General features: G+C 42.0%; 18 protein-coding genes and 1 tRNA gene. 6 read left to right on the top strand and 13 right to left on the bottom strand.

Going from position 1 to position 22843, the window contains the following annotated elements:
• Nucleotides 1–23: 23 nt before the first annotated feature.
• Nucleotides 24–97: transfer RNA gene (locus L6773_RS03920), tRNA-Ala, on the bottom strand.
• A 133-nt stretch (nt 98–230) separates the two neighbouring features.
• Between L6773_RS03920 and L6773_RS03915 the strand changes: the two genes are divergently transcribed.
• Nucleotides 231–1184 (top strand): OmpA family protein, encoded by a 954-nt coding sequence (locus L6773_RS03915; RefSeq protein WP_237852548.1) that lies wholly within the window; start codon nt 231–233, stop codon nt 1182–1184.
• A gap of 72 nt (nt 1185–1256) precedes the next feature.
• Here the strand turns inward: L6773_RS03915 and L6773_RS03910 are convergent, their stop codons facing one another.
• From L6773_RS03910 to L6773_RS03900, 3 genes are all read right to left on the bottom strand, one after another.
• On the bottom strand, nt 1257–3629 hold the full coding sequence (locus L6773_RS03910) for a DUF5686 and carboxypeptidase-like regulatory domain-containing protein (RefSeq protein WP_237852547.1): 2373 nt from the start codon (nt 3627–3629) through the stop codon (nt 1257–1259).
• 104 nt (nt 3630–3733) lie between these two features.
• The gene (locus tag L6773_RS03905) at nt 3734–4771 is read right to left on the bottom strand and encodes an ABC transporter ATP-binding protein (protein WP_237852546.1); all 1038 of its coding nucleotides are present in this window, start codon (nt 4769–4771) and stop codon (nt 3734–3736) included.
• A 143-nt stretch (nt 4772–4914) separates the two neighbouring features.
• Nucleotides 4915–5460 carry an outer membrane beta-barrel protein gene (locus L6773_RS03900; protein WP_237852545.1) on the bottom strand — a complete coding sequence of 182 codons (546 nt, stop codon included), beginning with the start codon at nt 5458–5460 and terminating at the stop codon, nt 4915–4917.
• A gap of 347 nt (nt 5461–5807) precedes the next feature.
• Between L6773_RS03900 and L6773_RS03895 the strand changes: the two genes are divergently transcribed.
• The 5 genes from L6773_RS03895 to L6773_RS21685 all read left to right on the top strand — a co-directional run bounded on the left by L6773_RS03895 (nt 5808) and on the right by L6773_RS21685 (nt 11132).
• Nucleotides 5808–7322, top strand: coding sequence for a glycoside 3-dehydrogenase (locus L6773_RS03895; protein WP_237852544.1), 1515 nt, complete (start codon nt 5808–5810; stop codon nt 7320–7322).
• A 34-nt stretch (nt 7323–7356) separates the two neighbouring features.
• Nucleotides 7357–8190: a 3-keto-disaccharide hydrolase gene (locus tag L6773_RS03890; RefSeq protein ID WP_237852543.1), complete on the top strand. Its 834-nt coding sequence runs from the start codon at nt 7357–7359 to the stop codon at nt 8188–8190.
• Between the two features lie 405 nt (nt 8191–8595).
• On the top strand, nt 8596–8949 hold the full coding sequence (locus L6773_RS03885) for an STAS domain-containing protein (protein ID WP_237852542.1): 354 nt from the start codon (nt 8596–8598) through the stop codon (nt 8947–8949).
• Between the two features lie 8 nt (nt 8950–8957).
• Nucleotides 8958–9380, top strand: a complete 423-nt coding sequence (locus L6773_RS03880; protein ID WP_237852541.1) for an ATP-binding protein — start codon at nt 8958–8960, stop codon at nt 9378–9380.
• A 9-nt stretch (nt 9381–9389) separates the two neighbouring features.
• Entirely contained in the window at nt 9390–11132 is a 1743-nt protein-coding gene (locus L6773_RS21685; protein ID WP_237852540.1) for a PP2C family protein-serine/threonine phosphatase, read from the top strand.
• On the opposite strand, the gene L6773_RS03870 is transcribed toward L6773_RS21685, so the two are convergent.
• The 9 genes from L6773_RS03870 to pyrR form a co-directional block, all read right to left on the bottom strand.
• Nucleotides 11122–12660, bottom strand: coding sequence for an MltF family protein (locus L6773_RS03870; RefSeq protein WP_237852539.1), 1539 nt, complete (start codon nt 12658–12660; stop codon nt 11122–11124). The two genes, L6773_RS21685 and L6773_RS03870, sit on opposite strands and share 11 nt — an antisense overlap.
• A gap of 263 nt (nt 12661–12923) precedes the next feature.
• Nucleotides 12924–13841, bottom strand: a complete 918-nt coding sequence (locus L6773_RS03865; RefSeq protein ID WP_237852538.1) for a DMT family transporter — start codon at nt 13839–13841, stop codon at nt 12924–12926.
• A 6-nt stretch (nt 13842–13847) separates the two neighbouring features.
• The gene (locus tag L6773_RS03860; protein WP_237852537.1) at nt 13848–14255 is read right to left on the bottom strand and encodes a DUF4293 domain-containing protein; all 408 of its coding nucleotides are present in this window, start codon (nt 14253–14255) and stop codon (nt 13848–13850) included.
• Nucleotides 14256–14352: 97 nt separating this feature from the next.
• On the bottom strand, nt 14353–17862 hold the full coding sequence (locus tag L6773_RS03855; RefSeq protein ID WP_237852536.1) for an efflux RND transporter permease subunit: 3510 nt from the start codon (nt 17860–17862) through the stop codon (nt 14353–14355).
• A 9-nt stretch (nt 17863–17871) separates the two neighbouring features.
• Nucleotides 17872–18960: an efflux RND transporter periplasmic adaptor subunit gene (locus L6773_RS03850; protein ID WP_237852535.1), complete on the bottom strand. Its 1089-nt coding sequence runs from the start codon at nt 18958–18960 to the stop codon at nt 17872–17874.
• Nucleotides 18961–18981: 21 nt separating this feature from the next.
• Nucleotides 18982–20457 (bottom strand): TolC family protein, encoded by a 1476-nt coding sequence (locus L6773_RS03845; RefSeq protein WP_237852534.1) that lies wholly within the window; start codon nt 20455–20457, stop codon nt 18982–18984.
• 62 nt (nt 20458–20519) lie between these two features.
• On the bottom strand, nt 20520–21197 hold the full coding sequence (locus L6773_RS03840; protein WP_237852533.1) for a TetR/AcrR family transcriptional regulator: 678 nt from the start codon (nt 21195–21197) through the stop codon (nt 20520–20522).
• Between the two features lie 131 nt (nt 21198–21328).
• Nucleotides 21329–22276, bottom strand: coding sequence for an aspartate carbamoyltransferase catalytic subunit (locus tag L6773_RS03835; RefSeq protein WP_237852532.1), 948 nt, complete (start codon nt 22274–22276; stop codon nt 21329–21331).
• Nucleotides 22269–22817 (bottom strand): bifunctional pyr operon transcriptional regulator/uracil phosphoribosyltransferase PyrR, encoded by a 549-nt coding sequence (gene pyrR / locus L6773_RS03830; RefSeq protein ID WP_255727695.1) that lies wholly within the window; start codon nt 22815–22817, stop codon nt 22269–22271. The genes L6773_RS03835 and pyrR overlap by 8 nt, the downstream gene beginning before the upstream one ends.
• Between the last annotated feature and the right edge of the window lie 26 nt (nt 22818–22843).

Here is a 22843-nt window from a genome sequence, read left to right as displayed (position 1 = left end):
TCTAAAATAATATCAACCTGCTGTGGAGCTACGGGGATTCGAACCCCGGACCTTCGCGCTGCCAGCGCGACGCTCTAGCCAGCTGAGCTATAGCCCCTTCAAGAGGCGTTTAATATATCACCTTTCGGGTTTATAAGTCAAAAAACCTTTTGATTGCCTCTTTGGTTCTGTATTTTTGTTTTATGAACCAAAACATACACGTAATAGCTAACTGAATAAACCAATAAGATATGCTCAAACCACTCAAGTTTATATCATATACAATTATAGTAACGATGTTAATTCTATCCGGTTGTGGCCCGAGTGGTCCCGGCCCTGAACCAGATCCGCTAACCCTCGAATACCTGATGAGCCTCTCAGACGAAGAGCTGCAACAGCGCGATAGCGACGGGGATGAGGTAAATGACTATGACGAAATTTACGTGTACGAAACCAACCCCCTGGAACCAGACACTGACGAAGATGGATTGAATGATTACGATGAAATCTTTGAGCATGGAACAGATCCTCTGGTAGCAGACTCAGACGAGGATGGATTAACCGATGGAGATGAAGTAAATGTGTACAACACCGATCCATTGAATTCTGATACCGATGATGACGGCCTGAACGATGGAGATGAAGTGAATGAATACGAAACAGATCCATTGAATTCTGATACCGATGGCGACAGCCTTTCGGATGGCGATGAGGTGAATACTCATGGAACAGATCCTATCAACAATGATACAGATGGCGATGGATTCAGCGACGGATTAGAGATTGAAGAGGGTACAAATCCATTAGACCCGGAAGATCCTCCATTCATCAGAGAAGGTGAATTGAACACAATCAATTTCGGTTTTGACCGCTCCAATATCACCGACAGAGCCGCACAATTGCTGTCTCTGAATGTTGAAAGACTGCTTGACGCTTCTGCCTTTGGTGTGCGAATTGACGCTTATACAGACCATATTGGCGGCGATCAGTATAACCTGCGATTGAGTGTACGTAGAGCAAATTCTGTAGCTGACTTCTATAAGCAGAATGGAATTAGCGAAAACAGAATTGAACTTCGCGGATTAGGTAAAGCGCCGATACCATGTGCCGAAGCTGAAATGGATACAGATACACCCGGGTGTGAGAAGAACCGGCGAGCAGAATCGCATCCTGTGAATCCGCATTCATTTACCCCAATGAATTGATCGCTCTGATTGAATCTAATCTAAAAAGGCGGGCTTATGGCTCGCCTTTTTTATTTTGGTGAGATTTTTAACTTAGAAATAACGTGGGACACTGAATCCGATAAAAAATCCGGGAGCGTCTAAACGCTTGGCAAAATCCAAACGGGCTACTCCAAAAATACTATTGAGGCTTGCTCCAATCTCGGTGTGTATTCCATCTGACAATAGCAGATTGAACGGTTCCACATCTTTCGCTTCTGCATACCCCGCACCTCCAAACAGGATTATTCCCCAACCTTTATCCACAAAATAATCCATACCAAGCAGTTCAAATGGAATGGTTCTGAAATTATGCTCCCCATATGCCATCCAGTATTTGCTGCCCGCATAGGGAACGGACTGGCGTGTTTTAATCACTCCAAATGGAGTAAACCTGTCCATAGCAACATCAACAGTACCTAACCGCTGGTGGGGCAAATCTCCGAATGCAGTGCCGGCTGATAATGAAAGATCCAATGCATTTGCAAATAACCTACGCTTGTAAAATGTATTGATATGCAAGTCTATTTGCATACCCAACCGCGTGAAATCGAAATCACTGCCCAGGGCATCACTGCTGTGTTCGGCTGACAAAATCACCTGGTTTCTGCCGGCAAATCCAAAGTCGGTTCCGGTTCTATTGTAGGCCAACTCTGCTGAGATTGAATGAAGTGTTCCATCTTCAATTTGTGGATTGATTCGCCGAAGCCTGTGCCATCCAAACAAGCTGTAATCAAAAACAGAAACCTCCTCAAAAGAGGAGTGCAGTTCCCGGTTGACTGAAAGCGTCATATCCGTGTCCTCAAAAAGATTTTCGAGCGTTATGCCGGCAAACATTTTTTCATTCCGGAAATAATCAAAATAATCCTGTGTTCCGAGCAGCGTTTGAAAGCTGTTCAACCCAAAAGAATAAATTCTTGAATCAAACCTACTGTCTGTTTCTTTTTCATAACCCGCATTTACATTGAAGTTTAAATTACCAACCTCAAACAGTTCCTGATCTATTTGGACCCCCATATCCCACAGTTCGCTGTGAAAGCTATATCCGCCAAAGCCAGAGAAGTTCAGACCGACTCCATCTATATCATCTTCATATTTGAGCCCAAGGTGATATCCATCCATCCTGTTGAACCGCCCCCGAACTCCCAAACCACCGGGAAGCCAGCTTGTCATCGAACTCAAAAAACCGGAATCTCCACCAGTTGTATCATCGTCTTCATCGACCATTCTGGCTAAAAAGCCTTCCGGCTTAAAGGCTTCTTCAAAAGTTCTTGTGCTGTCTATTGTCTGGTAGGCTGTAGTTTCTTCCGTAGTAAGCGGTATAGTCTCAATCTCTAATTCTCTCTCAGCTACAAAAGATGAATCGGCCTTTGTAAGAACCTCTTCTTTCTGGTAGACCGAATCCGGTAATGAGACGTTTACCTGGTAATCTGATATTCTGGATGTTTGCTTGAATAAAAACGGGGGGAATCTCAACCCTACCATTCCAACCCGAACAGTTCCCTCAACCCGCATATCAACCGGAAGCCAAAACTCACCTCCATAGTTACTGAACTGCTGTTGGTAAGACAGGTTAAACTCCTGCACGGGCGGTGGAAAATTGACAACATCGTTCGGTTGTAAATCGACCTCCAAAAGAGCATAGTCCCGGCCCAGTACCCAGGCTGTCCCAATAAAAGTTGGCTGACGCTCTCTCCGGGGAGACACCCTGATTTTGTATACCGGTTTGCCGTCCATCTGCTGGATCTCCTCCAACTCAAAATAATAGAACTTCGGTGCATCAGGATGGGTAATTCCAACTATTCTATACCCGGCAATCTCTACATTGTCATCATAAAAATTGGGTTGATAGTTTACCCCGGCAAAATTCTGATCTTCGGACATATTAGACGTTTGTCTTCTGGATACCTGGATTTCGCGATGGCCCTCTTCAGAATCCCAATACACAATGGAACTGCTTTCTGTGATCGATACAATGGATGTATCATTGCTAAGTATTTGTCGTGTGTATGCCTCGGCCTGGTAGGTATCAAGATTTTCTCTCCAGATCTGTTTTCTCGCGATTACACGCTCCATAATAGAAAGACCGGGGTCTTCCTCTGTCACAACGATTTCCCCAAGTTCTGTGACTGAAACATTCAGTTCGATATCAATCGGGAGAGAGGTATCCTGACTAATCTCAACCCTTGCTGATTCATAACCGATGTACCTGATCTGGAGTGTAGCCGGGAGCTTGTCCACAGTTATTGAAAAGTGACCCTCAGTATTTGTGATTGTTCCCCGATAGGTACCCTCAAGTAAAACCGTTGCAGAGGGTAATGTTTCACCGGATTGAGCATCATAAACGGTTCCCTCAATATCAGTTTGGGAAAAGGCAGGGTTAACAATCAATAAGAATAGCGTGAGCAAACAGAAATGCCGTTTCATTAATAAATTTTTTTTATCTGAAGATTTTGAGTTCTTCTTACGGCAGCTCTCAGTCTTCGTTTCGAAAAAATGGTAGATTTTGTCGGTTCAATTTTCTCGAAAAATTATCTCTCCAGTACAACAGCAGATTCCAGCGGCCGAACGACCACTTCGTCGTTTTGCTCAAACAAAATTCTGTTATCGGTGTGCACAATATATCTCTCCCCGTCGCACTCAACGTGGTAGGTTATATCATGACCTTTAAACTCTCTCGCTACAATCATTCCTTTTTGATATTTGTCGGAAGTGCCATTTGGACTTTCAATGGTCAGATGTTCCGGACGGATTGAGCAGGTGATTTTTCCCTTTGCTTTTCGATTCAATTTCAAGTGACCAATTTTAGTCTCTATGATATCTGAATCTTCAATCTCTCCCTCAAAAATATTTGTCCGCCCTAAAAACCGCGCAACAAATTTGCTTTTAGGTTGATAGTAAACTTCCTCCGGCGTTCCAATCTGCTCGATCCGGCCTTCATTCATCACTCCAATCCTGTCTGCAAATGAGAGTGCCTCCTCCTGATCGTGCGTGACAAGCACAGCGCTCATTCCCGCTTTTTTGATGATTGATCTTACCTCTTTCCGGGTCGATTCGCGAAGTATGGCATCGAGGTTTGAAAAGGGTTCATCAAGTAAAATGAGTTTTGGCTCAGGTGCTATGGCACGCGCAAGTGCTACCCTTTGCTGCTGACCACCCGAAAGTTCGGCAGGTCCTTTGTGTTGATGATCTCCCATACCGGTTCTGCACAATACTTCTTCGGCAAATACTTTTCGTTTGTGTTTAGGCAGATCCGTCAATCCGAATGCCACATTTTCCAGGGCAGTCATATGTGGAAAGAGTGCATAATCCTGGAATACAAACCCTATGCCTCTTTTTTGTGGTGCTACATGTTTTTTGGTTGAAGAAAGAAGATCATCCTCAAGGTAAATTTCACCATTATCCAGTTTTTCAAACCCGGAAATTAAACGTAGTGTAGTCGTTTTCCCGCATCCACTGGGCCCGAGAAGTGCAAAAATCTCATTTTCGCCAACACTGAATGTAGTTTGCCGGACAACCGGTACGCCTTCAACAAAAGACTTTTCAATATTTTTTACTTCAAGAAGCATCTGCTCATGTAAACATCTATGATCGTGAACGAAACGATTCACTATTTAAATATAGTCTATATAAACTAAGGAATATTTCATTTGATAGAAATAACCCTTTTAACTGAAGAATAGTTATCACCTAACTGAAAAAAATGCTTCTGTCAGAATCGGAGGTTTATCCCAATGGCCAATCTCGACACATTGTCAAACTCAATATCATTGGTACTGGTCAGGTTCGCAATTCGATACTCAATAAACGGATTGAGAACGGGTAACAACGTAAATTCGGCTCCGCCAAATCCATTCCAGTAGAAACTGGATTCACTGAAATCAAAACCCTCAACATCTGCATTAAACTTGAACTGCTGGTTACCAATACCTAAACCAACGTATGGTTTTACGATACCTAATTTTACACCGGCGAGTGCAGCAAGCCCATAATCATACACATCTATTTCGCGGCTAAACGTAAAATCATCCATGCTTACATTATTTTCATCGTTGAAGTAACTGAAGTGAGCACGAATTCCAAGATCTATAATAGGTGCGTCTTGCAGAAAACTCCGTTCCAAACGAAAACCGAAGCCGTTTTCCGGGTCTTCATCTCTAATCTCGTATGATGCTCCTACTGCCCATTGTGCATGTGCAGACTGACTTATTGAAATAAATGCGAGCAAAAAGCTTAAGGTAATTAGTACTTTTTTCATGTCTGTAAATTTGAATGAATAATTAGCTGAACTTTACGTTTTAAACTAAAAATTTATAAGTGTTTTCATCACCTTTTGTTTCATTAGAAACAACACATTTAAACAGATTGAAAGTTAAAATCATTTTGTAAATTCATGTTATATCAGTTGTATCAAATCATTCATGTTTTAAATTGAAGTAACATCAAAAAAAGATTAATATATAAGCATGTGCAAAGTAGACTGGAAAGAAGAACAAAGAAACTGGTATAGCAAAAAATTCAATAATGCTTCATGTGTTTCAAATCCTGCAAGGTCTTTCCATCATCTTTTCACTCATAGAATTCATTAATTAAAAAACCCATATCATGAAAAAATTCGATAAAAAAGATTCAAAAAGCGGTATTTCCCGCAGAGATTTCTTGGGCAAATCAGCTGCTTTTGCTGCAGGATTTTCTGTTCTGCCCAGTAAAGTAGTAAGTGGCTTAGGACACCGTGCACCCAGCGATAAATTAAATATTGCCGGTGTAGGTGTTGGTGGCCGTGGCGCTGCAGTCCTAAGAGCGATGAAAGATACAGAAAACATTGTTGCTCTATGTGATGTAGACTGGAGATACTCTCAAGGAACATTTGACGAATACCCGGACGCAGCAAAATACTGGGACTGGAGAGTCATGTTTGATGAAATGGGGGACGATATTGATGCAGTTGTTGTCGCCACATCAGACCATACACATGCTACAATTGCCGCTCATGCCATGACAATGGGCAAGCACGTGTATGTTGAAAAGCCATTGACACACACTGTATATGAATCACGATTGCTTACGAAGTTAGCCGCTGAATATGGTGTTGCTACTCAAATGGGCGACCAGGGTGCATCCGGCGAAGGCATTAATCTTGTAACCGAGTGGGTTCAAAATGATGTAATTGGTGAAGTAACAAAAATTGAAGCTTTTACCGACCGACCTATATGGCCACAGGGTTTAAATGTACCTAAAGAAGAACAGCAAGTTCCCGACACAATGAACTGGGACCTATTTATTGGCCCTGCTGAAATGAGACCCTACAACGAAATTTATACACCATGGAACTTCCGTGGATGGTGGGATTTTGGAACAGGTGCCCTCGGTGATATGGCATGCCACATTCTGCACGCGCCATTTAAATCTCTCGAACTTGGTTATCCTACAAAGGTACAAGGAAGCTCAACTCTGCTTCTCCAGGAATCAGCCCCAACAGCAGAGCGAGTTCGGTTGACATATCCTGAAAGAGAAACCAGCATGGGTACACTTCCTGAGGTGGAGGTACACTGGTACGACGGTGGACTGCAGCCTCTCAAACCGGAAGGATGGCCAGAAGGCAGAGACATGAACCATCGTGGCGGCGGCGTGTTGATGCACGGAACAAAAGACACACTTGTACATGGTTGCTACGGTTCTGATCCATGGTTACTGTCCGGCAATAAGCCAAATGTCGAGCAAACAGTTCGACGTGTAAAAGTTGGCGATCTTGAAGGTGAAGCAGCCCATCAAATGGACTGGGTACGAGCCTGTAAAGAGAACGCCGGAAACAGAACGGAAGCCAAATCTTCATTCGATAAATCCGGACCATTTAATGAAATGGTCGTTATGGGTGTTCTTGCCGTGCGTCTTCAGGAACTCGATAAAGAGCTCGAGTGGGATGGTGAAAGCATGGAGTTCACAAATATCAATCCTAATGAATATCTTCGAATTATTAAAGAAGATGGATTTAATATTGAGGACGGTAATCCTACATTCAGCCGTGAGTACACAGATCAAATCAATGCTCAGCAGTTCGCTAATGGATTGATTCAAAAAGAGTACAGAGATGGCTGGGATCTGCCAGACATGCCTGCATAAATTTAAAATTACAACAAACCATAAATCTTATACTATGAAGATTAAATCAATTGAAAAGCTCGGTTTCTTCAAACTGACATTGGCTATTTTGGTAGTAGGACTTTTTACCGCTTGCTCTTCTGATACAGAGAATCAGCAGTCCGACGCCTCAGACGAATCAATGGACACTGAAATGGAAACCGCTGAAGTTGCGCCAAATACATTAACTCCTGAAGAGGAGGAGCAAGGTTTTATGCTATTGTTTGATGGAGAAACATCCGAAGGCTGGCGTGGATACCAAACTGAAGAGTTTCCCGGTGCCTGGGAAATTGCTGACGGAGCACTCCATATTCAAGGATCCGGTCGCGGTGAAGCCGGTGCTGAAGATGGCGGAGACATCCTTTATGACGAAGTTTTCAGTAATTTCCACTTGAAGTTTGAATGGAAAGTTTCTGAAGGCGGCAACTCCGGAGTCTTCTATCTCGGACAGGAAACAGATGAATTTGACTACATCTGGATGACTGCACCCGAATTCCAGATTTTGGATAATGAGCGACACCCGGATGCCATGCTCGGTGAAAACGGAAACAGACAGTCTGCTTCCCTTTACGACATCTATCCTGCAGAACCACAGAACGCAAATCCTGCGGGCGAATGGAATACAAGTGAAATTATAGTATACGACGGAACCGTAGTTCACAGACAAAACGGTGAAGCAGTTGTAGAATATCACCTCTGGACTCCAAAGTGGGAAGAAGATGTAGCCGACAGTAAATTCCCTGAACTAAATGAGAACTGGGTAGATGTAGCTGAAGAAGGTTACATCGGCCTCCAGGATCATGGTGATGATGTTTGGTTCAGAAGTATCAAACTTCGAAGAATGGATTAACAATTCGTTCAACTACTTATTTTTTAAAAGCCATCACACTTAAAATGTGATGGCTTTTTTAATTTCAACAAAGTTTGGTGCGAAGAACCTTTGAAGAAACACCAAGTGAAGTTATTTTTAAGATATTAAGTAGGTAAAAAGTAGTAGGAGAAAAGACCGGTTTTCAATGATTCAACCTATTGTTTCAATTAAAGATTGTGGTTTGTGCATCTTTTTTGGTAATATGGATTGCGCTCAAGTAGCGTCTCTCTTGATGAATAGTCAGGGTATCGTACCGGATACGTACGATACCCTATTTTTTTGCTGCAACCTCCCTATCTTCAATTCGTATTCTTATTTTCGGTCTATTCCTCTTAATCCTATTTTAGATATATTCCATCACTTCAATTTAAGCCCATTGAGTAAATGAAAAATTTTAAAATTGACCACCGTACAAAAAGCGGCCTTGAGGTATTAGATCTTTATGGAGAGTTAGACGCTCATACTGCATCCCAGCTCGAAGATTCACTAAAACGTCTTATCAATAACCAAAAATGTAATATTATCGTAAACTTTAGTGAGTTGGATTATATAGCCAGTGCCGGGCTCGGGGTTTTTATGGCATATATAGAAGACGTACGAGGTATTGGCGGAGATATAAAGCTCACTAACATGAATGATAAAGTTTACAATGTGTTCGATCTTCTCGGCTTTCCTACTCTCTATGATATCCTTGAAAATGAAAGCGAGGCCGTAGAGAAATTTTTAAATGAAAATTAGCATCTTAATTGGATAAGGCTACCACATATCAAAAAAGGGTGAATGCCTCTACGCAGAATCTGTCTGCAATTAGGAACTTTGTATCCGAACATGCAAAAGAACAGGGCTTTTCTGCGCAAAAAGTTGCAGATATTCAACTCGCTGTAGATGAAGCTTACACGAATATCATAAAACATGCATATAATAATGATTCAGAACAGGTTGTAATCATAAATCTTGAATTTGATGATGATAAAATGATTGTAACGCTCACCGATCACGGTATTGGTTTTGATGTAGAAAAATATAAAAAGCCGAATCTCCAGAAACAGATTGAGAGAAAAAAGGGAGGGGGAATGGGCGTCTATTTAATGCGAAAGTTAATGGACGAAGTTACCTATCACGCAAAGAATCGCAAAAATGTACTTCGAATGTGCAAGAACAAAAATTGACAGGGAAGCGTGGATCAATCCGACAAAAACAGTGAGCTTGAGTCGAAATTTGAACTAAAAACAGTTCTCGAAACCAGTCGAATACTTGTTGAATCACGTAATAGTGAATTCATCATCAACAATCTTCTGCTAATTCTTATGGGACGATTACTCGTCCCGCGTGCGGCAATTTTTATCTATGACTCTCGAACAAATTCCTACACTCTAAAAAAGTCGAAGGGCCTGCCCAAACTCGAAGAAGAAAAGCAATATAAAATTCTGGGTAAAGAGGAGTGCAAAGAGGTTGCCTATTTTATAGCAGAAAAAGCAGATGCATCGATAAAGAAATTACTTGTCGATGTAGGCAACAGCTTATTTTTCAATCTCCGCACAAACAACAACCATCACGGAATTTTATTTCTTGGCGGAAAAGCAAACAAAGAAGCTTTTCAAGAACATGAACTTGAGTTTATTGAAGGGCTTTGTATCATCTCAACGGCTGCACTCGTCAATTCTCAACTTTTTACCGAGCTTACAAATACGTATCGAAATCTGGATAGGCGCATTCATGAATTAAATACACTGTTTGACCTTTCGAAAGAGTTTAATCTGTTAGTGGATCGTGAAAAAATTTCACGGATTTTTAAATTCGCGCTATTAGGGCAGCTTTTTATCCGAACGTTTTTTCTTATCTATAAAAACCAGGATGAAATAAGTTTACTAACTTCAAGCGGACTCAAAAAACAACCGGACCCTTCACAAATTGAACATATTTTTAAAACTACAGAAGATGATGTAATAGAAGTTGATGAGCGTTTTGCGAATGATTATCCCTGGATTTATGAAAATAACATCGCCGCTTTAATCAGTATCTCAGTCCAAAACGAAAAAGTGGCCATCATTGGGGTTGGTGAACGAGCCAATAAAGTACCCTATACTGAAACTGATTTTAATTTCCTGAAATCGTTGGCAAACCTTGCAGTTATCTCAATTCAAAAAACCTATTTCCTTGAAGAGCGGATTGATAAAGAGAGAATGGAGGAGGAGTTATCCATTGCAAAATCTATTCAGGAAGGGTTACTGCCCGATCCTATTCCAGAAGTGAATGGCGTTGATCTGGCTGCCCGAACAATCTCATCGCGAGAAGTAGGAGGAGATTATTTTGATGTAGCAAGGACACCCGATGGAAATACAATTTTGGCAATTGCCGACGTAACCGGGAAAGGCGTCCCTGCTGCTCTTTTGATGGCGAATTTACAATCAATGTTGCACGTTTTACTTCCGGTTGATATTACACTTTCAGAGGCAACTGAACGGATCAACAACCTGATCTACAAAAATACACCCTCTGATAAATTTATCACTTTTTTCTGGGGAAAATATCTGAGTACACATAAAATTCTCCGGTACGTAAATGCCGGGCACAATCCACCTCTTCTGCTCCGGAAAAACTCTGATAGATTTGAAGAACTGTCTGTAGGTGGATTGTTACTTGGAGCGATAGAAACCATGGCACCTTATGAGCAAGCAGATGTCCAGCTCAACCCAAATGATCTTCTAATATCTTATACGGATGGCGTAAATGAAGCGATGAACAACGAAGAAGAGGAATTCGGCACTACGCGGCTGAAGAAATGCATTTTAAAAAACAGGGATAAATCATCAGAGGAGATCTTAGATGCAATTGTGCAAGAAGTACTTGCTTTTTCAAATCAAAAACTATTTGACGATCTGACTCTCCTGATCATCAGGGCGAAAGAACTTAGCGATTAAATGTAGGCCCTAAAACATTTGTAAACCCGGCGGCCTGCTGTTGTTCAGTAAGCGCAAGAATTGCCTGGTACGTTCGGTACCGGTTCATAATCTCTTCAACATACTGCACCGGTTCAATACCACGTGCAAACCCATACCGGGCTTTTTGATAGTGACGCCGTTGCATCAGTTTAATTAACGACCCGGAAACTGCATCCCAGTCATTTGGATTTTTATTCTGGTCGATTGTCAAACGACGTGCATCAGCCATGTGCCCTGGCCCCACATTATAGGTGGCAAGTGCAAAAGCCCACTGCTGTTCGGTGCTGTCAATGTATGAGTAGTGTTCTATATGTTCTTTAATGATCCCTGCACCCAACCTGATATTTGTCATAGGATCGTATAGTTCCTGGTAGTTCTCATACGCAGTAGAATCGACAAATTGAGGCATGATCTGCATTAAACCAACTGCGCCGGCCCAACTCTTACTATTGGGGTTGAAGCTCGACTCCTGTGCAATCATAGCCGTTAGCATCAGCCAATCAATATCTATCGAATCTGCAACTGTTCGAATCATCTCATCATAAGGAGAAATGACCCCCATCGATTGGTATTGCCACTCCGGATTATAATATTGGGCCATCTGTCTGCTTTGCTCAAAGTATTTTTTTCTGAGCACATTCAGGAAAGTTGACCTGCGTGGTTCATCCTTATCCTCTGAAAATCGAAAATGTTTATACAGGTACCGGTTCATTTTCGATTCCAGTTCTGTTGCGTTACTTCGAATAGCCCAAGCGATCGTATCAGACTCTGCAACTACCGGGCCGGGGTATAACCCTTCCATATATCGGTTTGAGGAGTTGTACATATTATCATCAGACACAGTTGCAACTAAATTGCCTTCGGCCACCTGGAATAAAGCTGCCTCGGTATCCATACCATCTGATATTGGATCAATATTGAAATTGTACTCCTCTTCATTCAACTCCATTAATCGTGAGTAGTACGAACTATTACGACGTACAGAGATAGGGATCCCTGATTCAGAAAGTTCATCAAGAGTTTGTGGCCTATCCCTTAATTCTGAAGAATAGACGACCATCTGATCAACAATATTGTATGGGCGTGTAAATTTTGCCACCTCTCTTCTTTCCGGTGTTATGGTGTAATTCGCTGCAATTACATCTCCAATCCCTTTATTCAGAAGATCAAATGGATTTTCCTCGGCACCGACAATAATTACCTCTACGGCGAGATCATTCTCCCTTGCAAACTCTTTGAGTAATTCATATTCAAACCCTACTTCAATCCCTTGATTCAAGAAATAGGTATTTGAGCTGTAAAATGTAATCATCCGGAGTACACCGCTCTCTTTAATGTCATCGAAATCGCGGTCTACCGGCTCAAAAACAGTGATAGGGTTAGATTCCGAAGAATTATTGGATCTATCGGAATCTTTTGTGCAAGAAAGGGTCACGGACGAGATAAGCAACGAGATTATAAATAATCTCTTGATCTCTTTGGTGACAAACGGGGATTTTTGAATCATGAAATACAGGTTCGTTCCTGTTTAATGAAGGTCGTTATTTATAAAATCCGAAAAATATGTTAACGCAACCTTCAACTATTTTAAATCAATCTATATAACGCAGTTACTTTGCAAATCATTTGCCGGACAGAAACAACTGATTAACCAGAACTTAAATGCTTTAAAAAAATCTTTGTTCCATTTTTAACCTCTATCTCTACGTTCAAATTAGCAGTTTTGTTTTGAATGAACAAAAATTCAACCTTCCGGGTTAGTTTAAATAGTTATTTATTCTTCTTTTTAAGCCTCTTAGACCACGTTAATGATACACCACAAATAATTGTAATCATTGCGATTATGGATAAAAGAGAGGGGATTTCGCCAAATATGAAATAGGCGGCAATTGCTGCAAAAACTGCTTCAGATAAAATAAGTGTGGATAGAAGTGTGGGAGAAACATATTTCACTGCGTAATTCATGGATCCATGACCCAGGATAGTGGGACCAACAGCTAATGCCAAACCTACGACTATGGATGATGCTGTTACAACCGGTATACCGCCAATCCAAATGAACGACAAAATAACGCAGGTTAATGCTGCATAAAGGTAGACGTGAAACACATAATCAATCCATTCTGAATGCTGCCGAATTTTTCGGCCGATTAAAAAATAAATCACAAATATAATAGCCGCTGAAAAAGCAAGACCGTTACCAAGCAGAGCGTTTGGAAACTGCTCAGCAAGTGTTTTATCGGCAATTCCAAGAAAAGCCGATCCTCCAAATGCTACAAAGACTCCAATCCATACCAGCGGCCGAAATGATCTTTTAAACAATAAGCTCTCGGCAATAATTAAAATCACCGGATGAATCGTGACCAGTACAGATGCTGATGCAACGGATGTATAGTGTAAAGAAGCAATCCAAAGGGTGAAATGCAGACCAAGACAGATACCTGCCCCAACCAACCACAAAAGATGGACTCCATTCTTTTTAAGATTTTTTACGGACAGGCCTTTTGACATCCAGAATGGCATCAATAAAGTAACCGCAAAAGCAGTTCGCAGTGCGGCAAGAACCAGGGGCTCTACATCGGTCCCAAAACGTACCAGGATCGGTGCAAATCCAAATGATACTAACCCAAAGAACAGGAATATGAGTCCTCTCAGGCTCGGAAGACGAGATCTCTTAGTGAAGTTCAAAAGAAGTTACCGTATGCGGTCCATAGATTTAACCAACTCTTCATCTTTTTTGATGCCCCGGCCCGCAAGCCAGTACATCGCCAAAGCAACTGTAATCAATGCTATGCCGATAGTTTCTTGCCAAAGAAATGTACCAAATCCGCCTAATGAAAAGAGAACTCCCGATCCAAATCCCAATGCCACTATCTGGATGTAAGTGGCAATTTTAACGATTTTTAATTGCACAGGCCGATTTTTGTATACAAACACAGATCCTAATGCTATCAACAGTGAGAGCGTTAAAGAGATCGCCAGTCCATACCCAATCCATTCAGCAGGATCGGCCATTGCCTGGCTGTAAATTGAATTAAAGAATACGGTGAGGTTTAGAATTGCCGCAATAATCAAGTAAACAGTCTGTGGACGTTGGATCAAATCTGTAAAGTTGGTTTAGATTTTCACTCAAAAATAAAGAAATGGACTGGCAGTTACCACTCTCAATGGGAGTTCAACTGCCAGTCCAATGCGAATTTTAGTGATGGTATTCTTTCTCTTGTTCTTGTTCTTTTGTTTTTGGTAATCCGTTTTGCTTTATCACATCACTGTGATCGATAATAATTGCAGGGTTTACTGTATCAAAGAAGTATTTATTTGTACCTCTGCGTGCTTCTTCAATGATGTAATATAACACCGGAACGAGTATCAATGTTAAAAAGGTGGCGAACATTAAACCACAAATGACAGCTATTGCCATTCCACTCCACCACGCTGCCTGGACACCGCCCCAGTATACATATTCACCAATATTGTTCAAGAATAGCATCGGTTCATTTGCCAACACGATGAAATCGAGGTTAAACCCAATGGCAAGTGGAACAAGTCCCAGTGTTGTTGTTATCGCCGTTAAAATTACTGGCCGAAAACGAACTAGCCCACCCTGAACCAATGCATCGTAAAGGTTCATTTTATCTCTTGATCTCAGGATATCGATATAATCGATCATCACAATGGCATTGTTAACGACTACACCAGCTAAAGAAATCACACCGATACCCGTCATGATGATACCAAATGGCATCTGAAAAACAATTAACCCGTACAAAACACCAGATATCGACATGATAACCGATGTCAACACAATAAATGGTTTTGCAACGGAATTAAATTGTGATATGAGAATGAATGCCATCAGTGCCAGGGCTATTAAAAATGCGTTCGTCAAAAATTCCTGGGCCTCATCCTGTTCCTCGTTTTGTCCTGTCCAAGATGTTGTTACACCACTTGGAAGGTTCTGCAAGTGAGGTTCCAGCAATTGCTGTGCCTCGGCAAGTACTGCATTGCTGTTGAAATTACTTCGCACATCGGCTTGAACGGAAACTACACGATCTTGATCAATCCGCCGGATACCTCCATACCCTTCCTCAACATGCCATTCAGCAATTTCAGAAAGTGGGATCTGGCGGCCTTCTTCGCCCATAACCGTTAGGTTGTTAAGCGTACTTAAGTCTTCACGGTACTTCTTAGCAAGGCGAACAATGATATCGTACTCATCATTACCTTCCCTGTATTGAGAGGCTTCTACACCGTTAATAGCCTGCCGGATTGTATTCCCGACACTGCTTGTGTTAACGCCGTATATGGCAGCTTTTTCTCTATCTACAGTTATCCTGGTTTGAGGACGAGGCTCAGGCAGATCAGTCTCAAGTCCATCCAGTTTTCCATAAATAGGATCATTTTCCAGGATACTGAGAATTTCCTGGGAGATTGAATCGAGCTGTTCCAGGTCCTGACCTACAATCTCAAGATTGATCGGTTTCCCTGTAGGAGGACCATCTTGTTGTCTCTCTACTGTAATTTCAGCACCCGCAATTCCTGCTGGAAGAATTTCTCGCAGTTGTTCAATCGAATCAAATGTGCTTCCAACTCGCTCATTATAATCTACAAAACTAAGGACAATCGTACCCCTGTTAGCTGTATTACCGCCGCTCATATCCATTCCGCTTGAAACGGGAGCTCCCGGCGTATTTACGATAGTCTCAACATCCCGGTAATTATCCAGTTGATCCAAACGGGATTCCAGTTCTTGTGCAATCTGCCGGGTAAATTCTACATTTGTTCCGGCTGGAGTTTCAATCTGAACGTACACTCGCTTGGGAGGGATATCTTCAGGAAAGAATTCAACCCCCTGATTAAAAACTCCAAATACCACAAAGCTTGAAATCAGAACAAAGAATGAAATTCCAAGTACTGTAAATCGATGTCCGAGAGACCATTTAAGTGTAGATTCGTAGTAGTTAAGAACTTTATTCAGTCCTCTTGTCTGCCACCATAAACTTATCGGCTTCATGAAATACTTGAAACTGAGGAATAAGATCGCTCCGAGAATAATGGCCATTCCCCAAAAAATTGGGTTTCCAACAAGAAGCATTCCAAGAAGTACCGCTCCAATAATTCTTAATGCCCACTTTCCTTTTTTCGTTAGAGTTACCTTTCTGTTACCCTCACCTGTTTCCAGCTTCATAAATACAGCACACAATACTGGATTAATGACCAACCCTACAAACAGCGAACTACTTAATGTGATGATCAGCGTAATTGGCAGATACGACATGAAATCACCTACAATTCCGGGCCAGAAAGCAATGGGCAGAAAAGCCGCCAATGTGGTCATGGTTCCCGATATAATCGGCAGAGCAACCTCACCGGTCCCTTTTTTTGCAGCTTCAAAATTATCGTATCCTTCCTCGAGATACCTGAATATATTTTCTACGACTACAATCGCATTATCCACCAACATCCCCAGTGCAAGAATCAGGGAGAACAGGACAATCATATTCATCGTGATTCCCGAAGCCTGAAGCACAATGAACGATATAAACATCGACAATGGAATTGAGATACCCACAAAGGATGCATTTCGAACCCCCAGGAAAAAAAGCAGCACACCTACTACAAGAAACAGGCCTGAGATGATGTTATTCTCCAGGCTGCTCACCATCATGTTGATCTCCTCACTCATGTCGGAGGTAATTTTCACATTTGTAGTGGGTGGCATTCCGGGTAGCCGTTGGTCGATGATGTTTCGCACGCTTTGTGCCGCTTCAATAATATTCGTACCTGTTCTCTTAGTTACAGACAGTGTAATTACAGGATCGCCATTCAAATAAGCATACGATTCTCTCTCTTTTTGAGTGAATCGAACATCAGCCACATCCCTGATGTAGATCGGTGCATCATTAGGTGCATCTATTACAATATCTTCGATTGGTGCGGGGCTGTCATACTCGCCCGGAACTCTCATCAGGAATTTCTTATTTCCCACATCTACTGTCCCTGCAGGAATGGTCACATTCTCATTCTGAATGGCTAAGATGATATCGCCCATCGACACTCCGTAGTATTTAAGCATCTGGAGATCTACATCCACCTGAACTTCTTTCTCTATACCACCGGCCAGGTTGACTTCCAATACTTGCGGGATCATTTCAATGCGATCCTGCAGATCTTCGGCAACAATTTTCAGATCATCCAGGCCGTACGAGCCCGAAACATTCACCTGCATTATTGGAAATTCAGATACATTAATCTCCTGTATAATCGGATCTTCAGCAGCAGAGGGGAGTTCCGGTTTTGCCAAATCTACTTTTTCACGAACCTTTTGCAGCGCTTCATCAATATTTACATCTGTATTAAACTCCAGGTTGATACTTGAATATCCCTCGGTAGTGGTCGAAGTCATCTCCTTAATATCAGAGATTGTTGCAAGCTCCTCTTCCAGCTTTCGGGTAATTAAACTTTCCATATCCACCGGACTCACACCCGGATAGAGTGTAATCACAATAATATTTGGAATTGTAATATCTGGCTGAGCCTCTTTTGGGATGGACATATACGACTGAACCCCCAAAATGGCAATCAAAACCACCATTACGAGTACACTTACCCTGTTGTTGATGGAAAATGAACTAAGGCCAAACTCTTTTCGGTCTTCCGCCGGGGCCATCGATTTTTTGATAGGACTACTGTTTAGATCTTTGCTCATAGCTAAATTCTACTCACTTTCTTGTTCGGCAACCATCTGAGATTGCTCATCTTCAACATTCACAATTCTGGAGCCGTCCTGCAGATACGATGCACCTACAGTCACCAACTCATCACCTGTGGCAAGGCCGTTGCGTATCACAATATTATTTCCATAAGCTGACCCCAGGCTCACAACCCGTTCTACAGCAATTGGGTTACCCTGCTCATCCTGCGAAGAAACATATACTACATTGTTTCCGCCTTTTTGGAATACATACTCTTCTCCGACCACTATAGCATCTTCAATCCGTTCTGTACGAAGTCGTACATTCGCGATCATATCAATTTTTACCTGGTTCAATTCAGCTGGCAGATCAATTTCAACGGTGAATGTTCGGTTCATAGGATCAATTGTGTTTCCGATAAAGGTTACGGGAAGCTGGTACCTGGTTTCGGTATCATAATCGAACCAAACTTCTGCCATATCACCTAAATCAACTGAACCGGCAAATCGTGCAGGAACACCGAGTTCTACCTTTTTACTTTGCCTGCTGATGAGTCTGAAAACCGGTGTACCGGGTGAAACCATCTCACCCACTTCGGTCAATACAGTTTCTAAAATACCGGTAAATGGTGCAGATATCGATGTGTTTTCAAGATCAACCCGTATTGATTCCAAAGCAGCCAAATTTTGCTCATACGCATATTTAGCGTTCAGGTAATCTATTTCAGAGCCAATATCCTGCTCTTCGTACAAACGCTTCAGGCGCTCATAATTTTCTTTTGACTGAGATGTTGTGGCCTGTAATCGATTGAGTTCTTGCTGCAGTTTTCGGTCATCAACTTTAATAACTGTTTCGCCTTCTTGTACCTGCTCACCTTCTTCTTTATTAAGGTTCACAATCCGGCCGCTTACCTCTGAAGAGACACGTACATCACGGTTTGTAGTTACCATACCCACCTGTTGCAGATAACTCTCAAAAATTTCAGGCTCCACTTTCTGTGTTTCCACATTTACTGTTTTTACAGCCTGTTCAACCTCGGCAGTTTCTGTCTCGCAGGCATATAAAAACCCGAAAGCAAAGATTACTATTATTGCTGTTTGAATATTTTTCATTGTTAGTAGTTTTGATCCGTTTTAAAATTCGTATTCAGTTTCGTCAATCATTGGTACCATGCCGATAGCTAAATCAAAGTCTGCCTTCGAATTCAGATAATCTGCTACGGAGAGTGCATAATTTAGTTCAGCCTCACGTACCTGAAGTTCTGCTTCGGTCACCTCAAGTTGCGACCCCACTCCGTTTTCATATCGATTTACGGCAATCTCGTATCCGCGCTGAGCCTGATCTACTGCCTGCCTTCTGGCGTTAGCAGTCTCCTCAAGATTTCTCAAACGCTCTAAAGTTGTTTCATATTCATTAAGCGCGGTCTTTTCAGCCGCCCATTCCTGTACCTCAAGGTCTCTTTTCTCAATCTGTGCGATATTCAGGTTTGCCATTCTCTCAAAACCGGTAAAAATTGGAACACTCACATTCACCATTAGCGTTTGAAACCTAACCGCACTTTCAAAAGGCCTGGGGGTGCCTGGTTGGGCTGCTGTCCATTGAAGATTATAATCTGCGGTGACAGTTGGTAAAAAACGACTCTTAATTGCCCTGATTTCTCGGTCTTTCAGGCTCTGCTGAACTTCCAGAACCCTTAAATCGCCCCGTTTGTTCCTCATTACATCTAAAGCCTCGCCCTCGTTAAGCATCGGGAGTGGGGTAGCTTCTACTAAATTGTAAATCGTTTCATTTTCATTGCCTCCTTCCGCGGGATTGTTGATTTGATACTCACTCAGACTTCCAACAATCTCCAATGGCAAATCCAGAGGGAGAGCCATCAACTCTTTTAGATTTCGATAGGCTTCTTCAACTGAAAGTTGAGCATCTTTCAGTTGCGGTTGTTGGTTGGCCAGTTGAACTTCAAGGCGCAGTACGTCGTATTCCTCAATCAACCCGGCCTCATATCTTGATCGGTTTTCTTCAAGATTTTCTTCGATCCGTTCAATTGTTGCTTCTTGCAAACGCAACTGTTCTTCAGCAATCAAAACCGCATGAAATCCTTTCCTGGACTGGGTGATAATCTGCTGAATAGTTGACCTCAGAGCTTCCTCCTGCACCGATTTAAATACACTTGAACTGCTTATTCCAACAATTGCCTCACCCCGAAAAATATTTTGTGAAACTGTAATTCCACCTTGCCAATTGTTATCAGTACCAAATTGCAGGGGTACTAATTCATCCGGGTCTGCATTGGGATCAAAAAATGTAGCCGGCACAAAGTTTACCGGGATCTCAATATTCCGTGTAAATGAAGCTGAGCTTGTTACATCCGGCAATACTTCACTCCATGCCAGTTTTACCTGTTCATCTGCATTTTCAACGGATAATATTGCCCGCTTCACTTCCGGATTGTTTACAACTGAAAGTTTAATTACCTGGTCTATAGTTAGTTCATTATTCTCAGGTAATTCAACCTTTATATCTTGCGAGAAAGCCTCCTGAAATGTCCCTAAACAGAGAATAAGAGTGGTTACGAAAAGTCTTTTTAGTTGATTCTTTGTTAGCTGCATGTCCTTATTTATTCAAAAATCTTATTTAAACAGATACTTATTACGAACGGTTCATATCATTGTTACACATTTTCTGACTGGTAGTCATAATTTCTCATCCCCTGTCCAACCAACTGCATGAATGTGGCAATCAGTGATTCGAGGCTGAAATCGATATCGTCGAGAACTGCCATGTGGTCCTCTTTCTGTTTCATAAACGCCATATGGACGATTCCCTTAGAGGCACCCCAGATAATCAGGCCGAGTTGTTTTGGATCAAATGTTGAATCGATACTTCCATCCTGCATACCTATTTGCAGAGAACGCACAATATACGTCATAGCCTGCCGCGCATTTTCTTCACATTTCTCAGCCATAGGCCCTTCAGGCAAAGCATCACGATTCCTCAAACCCTCATAATAATTGAAGGCATTAAAATACAATGGGTTATTGGTAATAAATTCGAAATAAGTCTGCCCCAATTTCTCAACCATTTCCAAACCTGTAATATCCTTTGCAAGAACCTGGCTCATAGCTTGAGTCAAAACCTTGGATCCACGATCACAAATGGCCAAAAAAATTGAATTCTTGTTTTTGAAATAGAGATAGAGAGAACCTTTCCCCATTTCCGCTTTCTCAGCAATTTCATCCATCGTAATATTCTCAAAACCCCGCTCTTCAATGATCTTTTCGGTTACATCGATAATAAGCTCTTTACGGGCGTTGCGTTCTCGCTCTTTCCTGGTAAGTTTTTTCTCCATACTGACTAACGGTCAAAATTTGAATGGCAGTCAAAATAATAACTTTTGCAGACCTTTTCTACGTTAACCAATAAAAAAGGTTGATGTAAGTTTAAGTTGTTATTCGTGGTTTAAGAAGAAAGAAGAGGGATTTAAATTCTTACACCACCACTGAGTAAATATAGAATCGCCATTCTGACCGCCAGTCCGTTCGTAACCTGGTCTAATATTACAGCCCTGTCGCTGTCCGCTACTTCACTTTCCATCTCTACGCCCCGGTTAATGGGCCCCGGATGCATAACAGTAAACTGAGGATATTTTTCAAGGTGATCCATTCGAATTCCGAATAGCTGGTGATACTCCCGAAGACTGGGGAACAGATCCGTAGATCCTTCAATTCGTTCCAACTGTATTCGAAGTGCCATCGCCACATCACACCACTGGAGTGTTTCTTCAAGATTGTATGATACATTTGCTCCAAGTGCATTAACATGATTTGGCATCAGAGATTTTGGCCCGCAGATAGTAACCTCGGCTCCCAATTTTTTCATACCAATAATATTCGACCGAACCACGCGACTATGAGTTATATCACCAATAATTGCGATCTTTTTACCTTCAACCGCCCCCAATTCCTGTTGAATTGTAAACATATCCAGCAGGGCCTGGGTTGGATGCTCATGAGCACCGTCACCGGCATTTAAAATGGCAGCGTCCACACATCTTGTTAAAAAATGAGGAACGCCCGGGCTTTCGTGACGAACAACCACCATATCAATTTTCATTGAACTGATATTTCGGATCGTATCTTTTAGCGATTCTCCCTTTTTAGTACTCGAGGAGCTTGTGGAGAAATTTACAACATCGGCCCCCATACGCTTTTGGGCAAGTTCAAAAGATAAGCGGGTTCGTGTACTGTTCTCGTAAAAGAGGTTCACGATTGTTTTATCCCTCAGTGTGGGAACCTTGGGGACCGGCCGGTCTAAAACTTCGCGAAATGTTTTGGCTTGTTCGAGAACATATTCAATATCCTCTTTACTATAATCGGCTAAACCCAGAAGATGCTTTTGATTGAAGCTATAATCTGTGGTTTCAGGCATCCGTCCCCCTTCCCTTCAGAACATAAACTGCATCTTCTCCGTCGAGCTCTTTTACTTTCACCTGGACCTCTTCATCAGCATGGGTTGGAACCGTGAGGCCAACATAATCTGATCGAATTGGTAACTCTCTGTGTCCACGATCGATCATACAGCAAAACTTTATACTTCTGGGCCTACCATAATCCATCAAAGCGTCCATCGCGGAGCGAACAGTACGACCGGTATAGAGAACATCATCCACTAAAATGACGTCCCGATTATAGAGGTCAAAGGGGATTTCAGTGATTTTTACTTCCGGCATTTTAAGCTTCGATCGAAAATCATCCCGATAAAATGTAACATCCAAAACTCCGAAATCGGGCTTGCTGCCGCTGATATCTTCAATAATGCTCACAATTCGACGTCCGATGTAAACCCCTCTGGTCTGCATTCCAATCACTGCAGGCTCGGATGGATTATCGTGAGGTTCCAGGAATTGATATGCGAACCGCAGGTAGGTACGATTAACATCCTCTTCCGACATGATTTTGGCTTGTTTCAAAAATTACCTCAGGGTGACTTTAAACT

This window comes from Rhodohalobacter sulfatireducens, assembly GCF_022012475.1.
GTDB classification, from domain to species: domain Bacteria; phylum Bacteroidota; class Rhodothermia; order Balneolales; family Balneolaceae; genus Rhodohalobacter; species Rhodohalobacter sulfatireducens.
The sequence above is the reverse complement of the archived record's forward strand: the minus strand, read 5'-3'. Positions and strand labels throughout refer to the sequence as shown.

What these genes read in the sequence shown, in the direction of transcription:
- L6773_RS03870 (WP_237852539.1), bottom strand. Translation starts at nt 12,660, where the DNA reads ATGATTCAAAAATCCCCGTTTGTCACCAAAGAGATCAAGAGATTATTT.
- L6773_RS03915 (WP_237852548.1), top strand. Translation starts at nt 231, where the DNA reads ATGCTCAAACCACTCAAGTTTATATCATATACAATTATAGTAACGATG.
- L6773_RS03840 (WP_237852533.1), bottom strand. Translation starts at nt 21,197, where the DNA reads ATGGAGAAAAAACTTACCAGGAAAGAGCGAGAACGCAACGCCCGTAAA.
- L6773_RS03855 (WP_237852536.1), bottom strand. Translation starts at nt 17,862, where the DNA reads ATGAGCAAAGATCTAAACAGTAGTCCTATCAAAAAATCGATGGCCCCG.
- L6773_RS03885 (WP_237852542.1), top strand. Translation starts at nt 8,596, where the DNA reads ATGAAAAATTTTAAAATTGACCACCGTACAAAAAGCGGCCTTGAGGTA.
- L6773_RS03835 (WP_237852532.1), bottom strand. Translation starts at nt 22,276, where the DNA reads ATGCCTGAAACCACAGATTATAGCTTCAATCAAAAGCATCTTCTGGGT.
- L6773_RS03845 (WP_237852534.1), bottom strand. Translation starts at nt 20,457, where the DNA reads ATGCAGCTAACAAAGAATCAACTAAAAAGACTTTTCGTAACCACTCTT.
- L6773_RS03910 (WP_237852547.1), bottom strand. Translation starts at nt 3,629, where the DNA reads ATGAAACGGCATTTCTGTTTGCTCACGCTATTCTTATTGATTGTTAAC.
- L6773_RS03890 (WP_237852543.1), top strand. Translation starts at nt 7,357, where the DNA reads ATGAAGATTAAATCAATTGAAAAGCTCGGTTTCTTCAAACTGACATTG.
- L6773_RS03850 (WP_237852535.1), bottom strand. Translation starts at nt 18,960, where the DNA reads ATGAAAAATATTCAAACAGCAATAATAGTAATCTTTGCTTTCGGGTTT.
- L6773_RS03900 (WP_237852545.1), bottom strand. Translation starts at nt 5,460, where the DNA reads ATGAAAAAAGTACTAATTACCTTAAGCTTTTTGCTCGCATTTATTTCA.
- L6773_RS03905 (WP_237852546.1), bottom strand. Translation starts at nt 4,771, where the DNA reads ATGCTTCTTGAAGTAAAAAATATTGAAAAGTCTTTTGTTGAAGGCGTA.
- L6773_RS03895 (WP_237852544.1), top strand. Translation starts at nt 5,808, where the DNA reads ATGAAAAAATTCGATAAAAAAGATTCAAAAAGCGGTATTTCCCGCAGA.